We start from the raw sequence: 12,469 nt of genomic DNA, 5'->3' as shown, positions 1-12,469 counted from the left end.
ATAATTTCACCCCTGAGACCAATCGCCTCCGTACTAAGAACGGTTGATGTTTCAATAATGCTCAGTAACGCTGATATAATAACTTTTATATCGATGTGTTGATTGCAAAGATTAGACTTAGTCTGGAAGCAAATGGGCTCAGTAGTGACATTTATCTTAGCGGGTTTCGCTTAGATAAAGGCCGAACTTAGAGACGTGAATTTCGGCTCTAAGTCGTGCCCACTACGTTCCAGCCCAAATTTGCTGGAAGACGGTATTTTAGACTATTTTTATAGGCTAAGTCGTTTAACATCAGTTATTGAAGTGATTTTGATACTTTCAACCTTTAGTCTTATAAATTATGCTTCTGGTCGTCTCTCGTTCCCAGCAATTTACCAATTACTGGGATCTTACCGAACTCGTCAGAACTGTCAGATGGCACCACAACCATGTTTGTATTTGATTTTGCTAAATCTGAAAACGCATTGATCGACTGGTTTTGGAAATACTTATCAGTTGCTTCAGCCAATCCGGCCTGCACAGTATCAATTCGATAACGTTCAGCATTGGCACGCGTTTTAGTTGCATCAGCTTCAGCTTTGGCAGTAGCCATTAAGGCATCATTTTTGGCCTTGGTTGTTAACTCAATTGACTTAGCTTCCCCTTCAGCTTTAGCAATTGTTGCCACGCGTTCACGATCGGCAGTCAACTGTTTATCCATGGCTTCTTGAATCGCACGCGAAGGTGTCAATTCATCAATGTTGATTCGATCCACATTAATTCCATAGGTGTTGGTTAAATCTCCAATTGCTAATGTCAACTCTTGATTAATTTTGGCGGTTGATCCTAATGCCTCATTTAAGTCCATCCGACCAATAATGTCACGCAAATGTCCACGAACTAACTGTGCCATGGATTCAACTGAATCGGTATTTTCATACTGATATTTCACAGGATCCGTTATATGAAAGTTTAAGGTTAAACTAGCCGAAACATCCGCATTATCCTTAGTGATAATTGAATAATTTGGTAGGGCTAAAGGTTCCATTGCTAAACTTACAGGTCTAATTTTCTGGAAAAATGGCCAGTAAAAATGAAATCCTGGTTCCACACTCCGCTTGTATTTACCTAACGTTTCAACTAACCCACGATTATTTTGTGGTACAATTCTAAGTCCAAATGGCATGTTAAAACTCCTCCGTTTTACCCGTGCATGAACCGTTCTTTCTGGTTTGCTCTGGGTAATTTTTTCATCCTGATCGGCCAACTTCTGCGTTGATTTTTGTCGCTTCTTAACTGCATCTTGTTGAGCTTTTTGATACTGATTCATATAATCACCGTTCATCGCAGCTTGCATCTGTCCCCAAAATCCAAACGAATGCGTTTGATGATTTGCCATCCTATCTCCCCCAATGGCTTAAATTTTTTGCAAGGTCAAAATGTTTCCATTTGCTTCAATCACAGCATATTTTGCTTTATCATCAACCTCTGAATTATCATTAATTAAGTAACGATAATAAATTCCAGAAACCAGTACAAGACCATTGTCCATATTAACATCCGCTCCAGAAACGGTTTGACCAATTATCTGTCGATTTTCAAAACTCTTTGTACCATGATTCTCTGATAATAAACTGACAATATACATATTCACACTTTGATTAGCTCGATTTGCTTCCAAGGCTAATCGATCATACAAAGCCTGATCTAAGCGTAATAAGAAGCGTTTATCCTTTTGGTCATTCGCCAAGCCTGGTCACCTCACTTAATATCAACTTGATATCACCATAATAGTAAAGAAATTTTGTCCAAAAGTCAACCAATAGTTATTAAAATTTGGCATAAAAAAGTCCCCCAAAACTACCAAATATGCGAATCTTCACATGAAGAAACATTTGTCAGTTTTGCAGGACTTTTTTGTTTTTAAAGAGTTTTTACAAAGCCTTATTTACCAAGGCGTTCGTTAAGTTCTTTTGTTTGTGCTTCATAGCCGGGACGGCCAAGTAAAGCAAACATATTGTTCTTATAAGCTTCGACACCAGGTTGGTTGAATGGGTTAATCCCGTTCAAGTAACCAGAAATACCAACAGCTGCTTCAAAGAAGTAAATTAAGTAGCCTAATGTGTAAGCATCTTGTTGAGGAATATTGACATTCATAACAGGAACGCCACCATCATTATGAGCTAAAGTAACTCCTTGATGAGCCTTCTTATTAACTTCATCCATAGTTCGGCCTTCAAGATACTTAAGTCCGTCAAGGTTCTTCTCTTCCTTAGGAATGTTCAAGTCATGGTTAGGTTTGTCAACGTTGACAACTGTTTCCATAAGGTTACGACGGCCTTCTTGAATGTATTGACCAAGTGAATGTAAATCAGTTGAGAAGTTAGCTGATGAAGGATAAATACCCTTTTGGTCTTTTCCTTCTGATTCACCCATTAACTGTTTCCACCACTCGCCAAAGTATTGCAATGTTGGTTCGAAGTTCTCTAATAATTCGGTTGTGTAGCCTTTACGATATAAGATATTACGTAAAGCAGCATACTTGTATGCGTCATTTTTTGTAACGTCGGGATCTTTATAAGCATCACGACCATCAGCAGCACCCTTCATTAATTGATCAATGTCGCCGCCAGCAACAGCAATTGGTAACAAACCAACAGCAGAGAGAACTGAGAAACGACCACCAATATCATCAGGCACAACAAATTCTTCGTAACCTTCTGCATCAGATTCAGTCTTCAAAGCACCTTTTGCTTTGTCAGTTGTTGCAAAGATTCGTTCCTTAGCACCATCTTTACCATATTTAGCAACTAACTTCTCCTTCAAAACACGGAATGCAATTGAAGGTTCAGTAGTTGTTCCTGATTTAGAAATAACGTTGATTGAAAAATCACGATCGCCAATCAAGTTAACCAAATCAGTTAAGTAAGTTGAGCTAATTGAATTTCCTGCAAAGAACACTTGGGGAATACCATTACGTTGTTCTTTAGGAAGTAAGTTGTAAAATGTATTTCCAAGAAAATCAATTGCAGCACGTGCACCTAAATATGAACCACCAATACCAATTGCAACAAAGACTTCAGAATTGTTCTGAATCTTTTTAGCTGCTGACTTGATACGAGCAAACTCATTTTTATCATAGTCTACTGGTAAATCAATGAAACCACGGAAGTCATTGCCAGCTCCTGTACCCTCACGTAATTCCTTATCTGCTGCAGTAACAAGTGGTTGCATTTCAGCAAGCTCATTATAATGAACAAATTTTGAAACAGCTGAACCATCAAACGAAATATGTGCCATTGTTTTTTTACCTCACTTTGTATTTTTAATGTTCCACTGATTTATTATACACCCGATTACTAAAATTTGAAGCGTAACCAAATTGACCCACATCAGAAATATAGATCAACTTAAATTTAGAAATTACTTTGTATTAACCGATTTATGAAACGTTTGAACTAACTCAAAAATAATAAATAACGTTAAAATCACCTTTAATAAAATTGATAAAACACCATTGCCATCTAAAAGCCCAGCCCAAATTAAAATCAAATACACAATAATTACGATATTTCTTACTGTAAATATATTTTTCATCATACCAATTTAGATGTCTTGCTAAGCAATTAATTTTAGTTTTATTAGCTAACATCTATCCCCCTATTCACCTATATTAACGCAAAAAATGTATAAAAAAAGCAGTATTTCTACTGTTTTAATAATGTTTCATTCTATTTCATTAATCCTAACAAGGTTGAGCCAATAATAATCAAGACAGATCCAAAAATAACGTATTGCATTTCACGATGTGTTTTATGTTCACCCAACAACCAAATACTTCCAAATGTTGAAATTACAATTCCGGCCTGTGCCAAAGAATAACTAATTGCAAGACCTACGCTTGGAATTGCCAGGAACATAAAGATATTACCAATGCCCCAAACTAATCCAGTAATCATGTTTGCCCAAGTATGGCCATTTTTGAATGCTGTTACAGCTGCCTTAGAAATAAACACAAAGACAACAGCACCAGCAAACATCCCAATTGCTTGTGGTAAAATAACGGCTTTAGCATTTACGTTTGCAAAACGGACAACTAAGGTATAGCCGATATAACCAATCGTTGAGATAACAAGTGCTCGAATTCCGGCACTCATATCTTCATCTTTATTATGTTCTTTATCACTTTTATCCCGCAAAGATGTGAAAGTCGCACCAGTAATCAAAGCAATAACCGCAACGGTTCCCATTGTGATCATTTTACCGGTTGTCCACTCATGCCAAATTAACACACCGGCAAGTGCATTTCCAGCGAGCTGTAGTCCAGTTGAAAGTGGCACAGTTTTTGAAACACCAATTTTTTTCATTGAAGTAAACTGCATGCCTTGTCCAACTGCCCAAAACAAACCTGAGATAATACCTGCAATCCAAACTTTAGATGATAGCGTTGGTTGATATAAAAACCAAGTAAATACCGCAAATACAACGGCTCCCATTGTCATCCCTAAAGTTTGTTGAGGTGCCGACCCGCCCAAACGGCCTGACACAAGTCCAATACTTCCCCAAGCAATTGCTGGGATCAGTGCAATTATGATACCCATTATAAATTCTCCTTATTCTCTCTAAATTAACGTCATACCAAGACAAAGAAACATTTTAACAGGATAGTAACCGTTTTTACAAGTGATAAATTATTAAATTTAATTGATATAGTAATCTAATTAATTGATAATCGTTGCTATTAGTACACTTTAAGCTACTTATTTTTCGTACACAAAAATATTGGCCTAGTCCAAAAAACGGACCTTTTTTTATCAATTCAGTTTTTACTTTTATCTTTTATTCGTAATTTTTAAATTTCTATCACTTTCTGTTTCTCCCATAGAAGAAGGTCAAAAATTGATCTGCATTTTCAGAAACAAATGTGTTAAAATGGAAATGTTCGTTTAATGCAACCTTTTACACATCGTTGTAATATATTTTGGGAGGATTTTATTTATGTCATTAGTTAATGGTAACGAAATCTTTGCTGAAGCTCGCAAAGGTCACTATGCAGTTGGTGCTTTTAACACTAACAACTTGGAATGGACACGTGCAATTCTTGGCGCTGCTCAAGAAAAGGGCACACCAGTTTTGATCCAAACTTCTATGGGAGCTGCTAAATACATGGGCGGCTATGAACTTTGCTTAAACTTAGTTCAACAAACTATGAAGTCAATGAACATCACAGTTCCAGTTATCATGCATTTAGACCATGGTAACTACGAAGCTGCTAAAGAATGTATCGAAGTTGGTTACAACTCTGTTATGTTTGATGGTCATGATTTACCATTTGCAGAAAACTTAGAAAAAACTAAGGAAATCGTTAAGTTGGCACATGCTAAGGGTATGTCTGTTGAAGCCGAAGTTGGTTCAATTGGTGGAGAAGAAGACGGTATCATTGGTGAAGGTGAATTAGCTGATGTTGAAGAAGCTAAACAAATCGCCGCAACTGGTGTTGATTACCTTGCTTGTGGAATTGGTAATATCCATGGCCAATATCCAGAAAACTGGAAGGGCTTGAAGTTCGAACGTCTCCAAGAATTAGCTGACGTAATTTCTACTCCACTTGTTTTACATGGTGGTTCAGGAATTCCTAAGGAACAAATCCAAAAAGCTATTTCAATGGGTGTTGCAAAGGTTAACGTTAACACTGAATGCCAGATGGCTTTCGCAGCTGCAACTCGTAAGTATATTGAAGAAGGACATGACCAAAATGATATTAAAGGTTATGACCCTCGTAAATTACTTGCACCTGGTACAAAAGCTATTAAAGACACAGTTGAAAGCCGTATCGAATGGTTCGGTACTCCAGCTGCTAAATAATCTAGCTAATATCAAAACAGAAATTCAATCGAATTTCTGTTTTTTTGTACATTAAAATAAAAGCGACGTTGAATTATTTTTCAACGTCGCTTTTTGTATTCATAGTTATTATTTCAGAGATTTCTTTTCATTTTTGGGTTCTTCATAAGGTAACTGCACAGTAAATGTGGTTCCCTTACCTAACTCACTAGCAACACTAATCGTTCCCTTATGTGCTTTTACAAGTTGATGAACAATAGCCATTCCTAGCCCTGATTCACCATATTTCGTATTCTTCCGGGAAGCATCAGCTTTGTAATAGCGTTCCCAAATATTTTTCATTTGATCTTCAGACATACCAATACCGGTATCACTAATTGAAATGATGCAATTCTTATCAGCATCATTGCGAGCTGTAATCGTAATAGTGCCACCGGTTGTAAACTGAATTGAATTTTGCATAATGTTAAACATAATCTGCACAAATCGATCATAATCCGCATAGACCGTTACTTTATCAGAAACTTGCGTAATAAACTGATCTTTAGCTTCATTAGCTTTCTTTTGCAGCTGTTCAACTAAATTATTCACCACTTCGTGAACGTTGATTTCATGCCGATTCAAGATGATTTGATTTGTACGAATTTTTTCGTAATCCAGATTATCATTTACCAATCGAATCAACCGTTTGGTTTCATTGCTCATCAACTGGAGGCTTTCTTCTCTACTCTCCTCCGGAATTGCATCATACGTCAAGCCCTCTAAAAGTCCATTAATCGTTGTTAGCGGCGTTCTCATTTCATGCGCTGCATCCGCCAGAAATTCCCGTCGTCGTTGCTCTTGGCGTTTAATTTCCTCATTTGAAGCCTTAAGTGATTTAGTCATGTGATTGAAATCAGATGCCAAGCCATCAATTTCATCGTTTCCCTTAGTTGGAACTGTAATATCAAAGTTTCCTTCGCCAATTTTATGCGCAGCTTTTCGAATGCGATCAATTCGCGAAACAGAATATTTTGCTAATCCGTAAGCAATCACAATCGCTGCTAAACCAGAAATAAGAAAGGCAATCAATAGATTATGTTGAATTTTTCGCATATTAGACTGAATATTGGCTACTGGGGAACCAACGGAAACAACCGCAATAATTTCGCCACTTTCATTACGATAAGGCTTAATAATATCCGTCATTGATTGTGTTCGGCTGTTACCTGCTTGATTAAAACGGCGATCGGATTTCGTAGTTAAGGTTTCGCCAGCCTTTAATTTGGTCCACTGACTCTTACTTATGTTTGGTGAAATTCCTGTCTTGGGATACGCAATCGTGTTTTGTTTATTATAAATAGTGAAATGAATGGATTGATTAGCCAAAAGTCGCTCACTGTTTTCCAAGCCTGCCATTTGAATGCCTTCAAACTCACCATTAGAATTAACCACAATTGATTGTTGAAAAACACTGTCAGCATAGCTCTCAAGTTGTTTCCATGTATCTTGATAAACCATTCGATTGGAAAACTGAATAAAGGCCAAACCAAATATAATTACGGTCGTAAAAATAACCGCAAAAAAGGCCAACATTTGCTGATACAGGAGTTTCAATTTCATACCTAGTTCTCCTTACTATCGTCGAACTTATAGCCGACTCCCCAAACTGTTTGAATGACTTGTGGTCCAACTTTTTCTATCTTTTGACGTAGTTTTTTAATATGCGCATCAACTGTCCGTTCGTCCCCATAAAATTCATAGTTCCAAACTAGTTGTAATAACTGTTCACGAGAAAAGACTTGTTTTGGTTTCTGTGCCAATGTTTTCAGCAAATCAAATTCTTTAGGTGTTAAATCCGGAATTAATTTGCCATCCAAGTAAGCTTCTCTAGTTGAAGAACTCAGTTTGAAATTACCGGTTTCAACATCATAATTTGTTTGTTGCGTATTCTCTTCATCGGCAGAATTCGTCGTCCCCATCTGTGCACGACGATGAAGGGCCTTAATTCTCGCAATCAAAGTAATCGGACTAAATGGTTTCGTTACATAATCATCTGCGCCCATTTCCAAACCCAACACTTGATCACTTTCAGAATCACGTGCCGTTAACATGATAATTGGCACTGTTTGCGAAATCTGGCGAATCTCTGAGCTGACCGCCATACCATCCTTCCCAGGAAGGTTCAAATCAAGGGTGATCATATCCCAATCATCAGGAGCACTCTTAAACATTTCAACAGCTTCATTCCCATCATAAGCAAAGGAAGCATCCCATTGTTCTTTTTTGAAAAACATCCCCATCATTTCAGATACTGATTTATTGTCTTCGATCATTAAAATTTTCATACGTACCCCTCTTTATAAATTTCTCCATGATCCTAGTATAATTCAATCCTTACATTAAACCTAGGAACGTTTTAAATTTTTTAATAAGTTCTGATCTTTATCATATCGTTCCTATATTAAGTTTAAATAAAACGTTATTTATCGAAAACAACCATGGTAACTACTCAAATTTTGAACTAAATTTTAATTATTGAGGTAAACTTAAACCGTTACTCACTACTAAAGAGAGGTAATTTTTATGAATCCTGATTTAAATGATATTGTTTTTTCTAAAGGAAAATTCAAATTTAACTTGCGGGCCGCTGGTTTACTTGAACATAATCAGAACTACTTGGTTTCGGAAACAACCGATCCTCAAGCAGACTTTGTTTTTATTGGCGGTCGCGTGAAATTCGGTGAATCATCTCAAGATGCCATCCAACGAGAATTCTTTGAAGAGCTTCACATTCATGCCCACGTTGAACGCTTGTTATGGGTTATTGAACATCAAATGCCCTCTCAAGCAGAAAGTTTTCAACAAATCGTTCTATTATATCTATTAAAAACCAACGATAAGATACCTTCTCACACCAACAAAAAAAGACCGCTGGTTTGGCAATCTTTTTCGGAACTAAAATTGGCTAACCTAAAACCGAATGTTTTTAAAGACTACGATAAACTACCTGAAACCATTCAATACTGGCAAGATATTTCTTAAAAAACTGGTGTTTGTAAAACTTTCCATTCAGAAAAAGCTTGATCTGTTGGTTTAAAACTAAAATTATGCTCTATAACCGCTTTTGCCTTTAACACTAAAGGAGAAGCGTTTTTTTCGTTTAAACTCGTTATTGATAACAATTCTGCACCCATTGAGTCTTGTCCCACAAATTGCGCAACTTGTTCGGCAAGATTGCCTTGCCAAGTTTCAATTCGATAGAAAACACAAATATGTTGATTGTATTTCCATCTTTTATAATGCCAAGGATACTTAAAACTAATTGTACCAAGCTGACTAATCTTTTGAGGCTGTAAATGCGTTTCTTCCTTAATTTCTCGATAGATTGCTTTATCCAATGATTCCCCATCTTCTAAACTGCCACCGGGTAAATCATAACGATTAATATACGGACCCCCATTTTTCTTAATAACTACTAACTTGTCATTACTGGCAATAATGCCATAAACCCCAAAAGCCCGATGATATTTTTTAGCCATGTGTTCTATCCTCCCTCAGTTAACAACTAGATATACTGATTAACCAAAAATAACGTCGTAATCACATAAAACCTACTTCAATTAGCTACAGACATGGAGCTCATGCTTGAACGATCAGTCTCTATTGTAAAGGAAATAAAAAAAGTTCCTTCACATTTATCAAACAAATTAATACATAGTCTATTTGATAACACGTAGAGGAATATTGCAACTCTTTGTACGTTCGATTTACATTTTATGTTTACTTATCAACTCATACTTAAAAGTCCAAAGCGTAAACACAGAGAATAATAATATACCCACAATTACTGATACGAAACTACCATTCTTTTCAGATGTTTGTGGTAAAACGCTTGATTTACTAGAAATATCTTTGTTAGAAGTGCTTTTTAGCGTACTAGTTTTATTCGCTTTTTTAGCAACAACACTCGTTTTGTTTATCGTGCTTGTAGTATTAGCATTTGTAACGGTCTTTGTTTTATCTGCCTTACTATCCGCTTGAGCATCATCCTTATTATTCGAAGATGTTGAAGATGAATCATCTATGCTATCAAGGCCAACCCAATCAGAAGATTCCATTGACTTTGGAAACGGCGTTCTGCTCCATCTGATTACGTGCGTTTTTTTGTTTTCTTCCATATAAAAACTTGGGTCTCTCATGGTGGCGCCTTTTTCAAGACTTTCTACTCTCGCATCATTTTCAGAAGAATCTAGAGACGAGTTATTCATGTTTGAAGAAGATGCTTTTTCCACTGTTATTTTTATGTTCGAAGTTGGATCCTTCATTGTGGCTCCTTGTTCTGAACTATCGATACTTTCTGAGTCAGACGAATTATTTGAGCTTGCACTCGTGGTAGCCGCATCTGCTACGCTACCAAAATTCATAAATAATGAAATTGCTACCACTGAAACTATACCAACTAAACCTTTTTTATTTAACATATCTTAATTCCCCCCAAAAAAATTTTGTAACTAATATTGTAAACATTGATAACTGACATTATCGGTTTCGATGAAAAGGCTAACACACTATTCCGTGTTTTTCAAATCAACAAGCACGATGTCTTCCCTGGAAGTTAGTTAATATTAACCAACTAATATTTCAAGGCACTATTTCTTACGTTTAATCAAAAAAGTAGAAACCTTTTTCAAGCCTCCACTGTTATATAACTATTCAGTTGAGTCACTTACTTTCATTGACCGATCAATCCTAGAACGTCCAGTTGCATAATCAAATTTAATCCCCGGTTCGACATTCCAAACAAACACGTTAAAATCAAGTGATTTATCTGTTGATAATGCCTGTAAATGATAACCAATTGGCATTAAGTCCTTATTCTTAAAAACAGTTGAAACCTGATAAATCACTTTTTTATTTACTTCCAAAACATTGCGAACTTTTTCCTCAAAAATTTGCATAGTTTTTTGATTACTAAATTCCGTTTGGGTTGCTAAATTTTTAGGATTGTCCAGCGATCCTAACTCATTAACATCATATTGGCCGTCCTTATTAAATTTACCAGTAATTGAATAAGCTAGGAGATGCCCACGGTTAAGTATCTCAATTCGCCGGCCATTAATACTAACTGCCTTTTGATGCCAGCCTGTAGGTCGCCAATCTTGACTAGTACGTGTGCTTGATCGAACCAAATTACGTCGTTCCAAATAACCAGTTACCATAGTTGTTCGATTCAAGTTGTCTAAACTGCCATAACTTATTTTATTTATTTTCCAAGCAGCTGTACTCAAAGTACTTTTATTACCATTTACTTTTAAATACGCGGTACCTCCACTTTTAAATGTCAAATTACGTAAATTATCATCTTTAACATTTTGAATACCGTTGTTTTTATTGGTTGTTTTAATCTGCTCAGATAAATTTTGTCCCAATTCTTGATCGATATAATTCTTGACCGATTGTCGATTGACACCCAACAATGCAGCAATAATTACGAATAAAGTTACCAGCCAATTAGTAGCTTTTCTTTTTTTCAATTTTTAATCCTCACTAAATTTCTTCGATGACAAATGAATACCGTTCATCAGTATTTTTGACTAAGATCTTTGCCATTTCTAAATAGTCTGACGCCTCTTCATAGGTTTCAAATTTTGTTGCATCTTTCTCAGAAACACTAACTTCCACTAAATCTAAATAAGTCCAAATAAATTTATTATTTTTCGTATCTTTTACACGATAGGCCATAAAAAACGCTCCTTAAACAAAAATAACTGCGCCACTAGTTTAAAATGAACAGCTAGTTAATGATATTGAGAATTTCATCTGTTGTCAATCATGAATTAGCTTTCTGGTGAATCTTATTTTGAACTGAACAAATATTTATAATGAAAATAGTCTCCAGAACAAACCGCATAAAACCGGCATTCTGAAGACTATTCACATCTATCATATTCACTTAATGGAGCCGGCGGGGATCGAACCCGCGTCCAAGCATATTGCCACCCAGATATCTACGTTCATAGGCATACTATTTAAATTTCACTAACCAAAACACCGTATGTCAGGGTTCTCTTGATCAGCTAATCTGATTAGTCTCTTCAAGTCACTTCAGATGGGAGCAACTTGCGTAAGTCCACTAAATTTAAGACCTGTATCTAACACATGGACGATGCCAGGCAGATCTACACTAAGCTGTTATTAAGCAGCTAAAGCGTAAGAATTGTTATTATTTTTTGCAGTTATAATTTAAACTGAACGTTTTTACGTAGACGTAACCTACGAAACGCAATCCGAACTCAACCTATACCTGTCGAATCCATAACGACCCCATAACAACAGTTTTACTATATCACAACCACCTACAAAAGCAATTAACTCGCTTATTTACGTGATTGTGAAGTAGAATTAGTTGCTGGAATCAAGGCAATTTGACCACGAGAAACCATTGTAACCAACAGTTTGTTGACAAGATCCGCATTCTGGACATTTTTCAATAAATATTCTAATAACGCATTTTTGGTTTTTCTCATTGTAAAATCCTCCATGACTCTTCGCATTTAAAACCTAATCTTAGGTACCAATAATAAGGGCTGCCGATATAATTGTCAACTGTTAAACTCGGATTTATTCCCCAACTGTCATTCACAAATGATAATGTCCGAAGTAA

Annotated in this window: 13 protein-coding genes and 1 other RNA gene; 2 read left to right on the top strand and 12 right to left on the bottom strand. The window is 36.2% G+C overall.

Translation table 11 applies throughout. From position 1 onward, the window contains the following. Window positions 1-331: 331 nt before the first annotated feature. The 4 genes from IV87_RS10250 to IV87_RS10235 form a co-directional block, all read right to left on the bottom strand. Entirely contained in the window at window positions 332-1,165 is an 834-nt protein-coding gene (locus IV87_RS10250; RefSeq protein WP_057807965.1) for an SPFH domain-containing protein, read from the bottom strand. Between the two features lie 231 nt (window positions 1,166-1,396). After that, window positions 1,397-1,729: a toxin-antitoxin system HicB family antitoxin gene (locus IV87_RS10245; protein WP_057807961.1), complete on the bottom strand. Its 333-nt coding sequence runs from the start codon at window positions 1,727-1,729 to the stop codon at window positions 1,397-1,399. A gap of 194 nt (window positions 1,730-1,923) precedes the next feature. After that, complete coding sequence (locus tag IV87_RS10240; RefSeq protein ID WP_057807959.1) at window positions 1,924-3,279, bottom strand: glucose-6-phosphate isomerase; 1,356 nt, start codon at window positions 3,277-3,279, stop codon at window positions 1,924-1,926. A gap of 431 nt (window positions 3,280-3,710) precedes the next feature. Next, window positions 3,711-4,580 (bottom strand): GRP family sugar transporter, encoded by an 870-nt coding sequence (locus IV87_RS10235; RefSeq protein ID WP_057807957.1) that lies wholly within the window; start codon window positions 4,578-4,580, stop codon window positions 3,711-3,713. Between the two features lie 397 nt (window positions 4,581-4,977). Here IV87_RS10235 and IV87_RS10230 point away from each other — a divergent pair, with 397 nt between their 5' ends. Then, window positions 4,978-5,844, top strand: coding sequence for a class II fructose-bisphosphate aldolase (locus IV87_RS10230; protein WP_057807955.1), 867 nt, complete (start codon window positions 4,978-4,980; stop codon window positions 5,842-5,844). Window positions 5,845-5,952: 108 nt separating this feature from the next. Here the strand turns inward: IV87_RS10230 and IV87_RS10225 are convergent, their stop codons facing one another. Together IV87_RS10225 and IV87_RS10220 are read right to left on the bottom strand one after the other, a co-directional pair. Beyond that, window positions 5,953-7,419: a sensor histidine kinase gene (locus IV87_RS10225; RefSeq protein WP_057807963.1), complete on the bottom strand. Its 1,467-nt coding sequence runs from the start codon at window positions 7,417-7,419 to the stop codon at window positions 5,953-5,955. 8 nt (window positions 7,420-7,427) lie between these two features. Continuing rightward, a complete protein-coding gene (locus tag IV87_RS10220) occupies window positions 7,428-8,150 on the bottom strand; it encodes a response regulator transcription factor (RefSeq protein ID WP_057807954.1) in 723 nt (240 codons plus the stop codon). 238 nt (window positions 8,151-8,388) lie between these two features. On the opposite strand from IV87_RS10220, the gene IV87_RS10215 reads away from it, so the two are divergent. Further along, on the top strand, window positions 8,389-8,847 hold the full coding sequence (locus IV87_RS10215) for an NUDIX hydrolase (RefSeq protein WP_057807952.1): 459 nt from the start codon (window positions 8,389-8,391) through the stop codon (window positions 8,845-8,847). Here IV87_RS10215 and IV87_RS10210 read toward each other — a convergent pair. From IV87_RS10210 to IV87_RS11140, 6 genes are all read right to left on the bottom strand, one after another. Continuing rightward, window positions 8,844-9,344: an NUDIX hydrolase gene (locus IV87_RS10210; protein WP_057807950.1), complete on the bottom strand. Its 501-nt coding sequence runs from the start codon at window positions 9,342-9,344 to the stop codon at window positions 8,844-8,846. The two genes, IV87_RS10215 and IV87_RS10210, sit on opposite strands and share 4 nt — an antisense overlap. Window positions 9,345-9,572: 228 nt before the next feature. Continuing rightward, window positions 9,573-10,286, bottom strand: a complete 714-nt coding sequence (locus IV87_RS10205; protein ID WP_057807948.1) for a hypothetical protein — start codon at window positions 10,284-10,286, stop codon at window positions 9,573-9,575. Window positions 10,287-10,514: 228 nt separating this feature from the next. Next, the gene (locus tag IV87_RS10200) at window positions 10,515-11,339 is read right to left on the bottom strand and encodes a DNA/RNA non-specific endonuclease (RefSeq protein ID WP_057807946.1); all 825 of its coding nucleotides are present in this window, start codon (window positions 11,337-11,339) and stop codon (window positions 10,515-10,517) included. 13 nt (window positions 11,340-11,352) lie between these two features. Next, window positions 11,353-11,547 (bottom strand): hypothetical protein, encoded by a 195-nt coding sequence (locus IV87_RS10195; RefSeq protein WP_057807944.1) that lies wholly within the window; start codon window positions 11,545-11,547, stop codon window positions 11,353-11,355. 212 nt (window positions 11,548-11,759) lie between these two features. Continuing rightward, window positions 11,760-12,131, bottom strand: a transfer-messenger RNA (tmRNA) gene (gene ssrA / locus IV87_RS10965). Between the two features lie 51 nt (window positions 12,132-12,182). After that, window positions 12,183-12,332 carry a hypothetical protein gene (locus tag IV87_RS11140; RefSeq protein ID WP_164481578.1) on the bottom strand — a complete coding sequence of 50 codons (150 nt, stop codon included), beginning with the start codon at window positions 12,330-12,332 and terminating at the stop codon, window positions 12,183-12,185. Between the last annotated feature and the right edge of the window lie 137 nt (window positions 12,333-12,469).

The sequence above is a fragment of the Pediococcus ethanolidurans genome, assembly GCF_001437405.1.
Lineage (GTDB): Bacteria > Bacillota > Bacilli > Lactobacillales > Lactobacillaceae > Pediococcus > Pediococcus ethanolidurans.
This window is presented reverse-complemented; position numbering and strand designations above follow the sequence as displayed.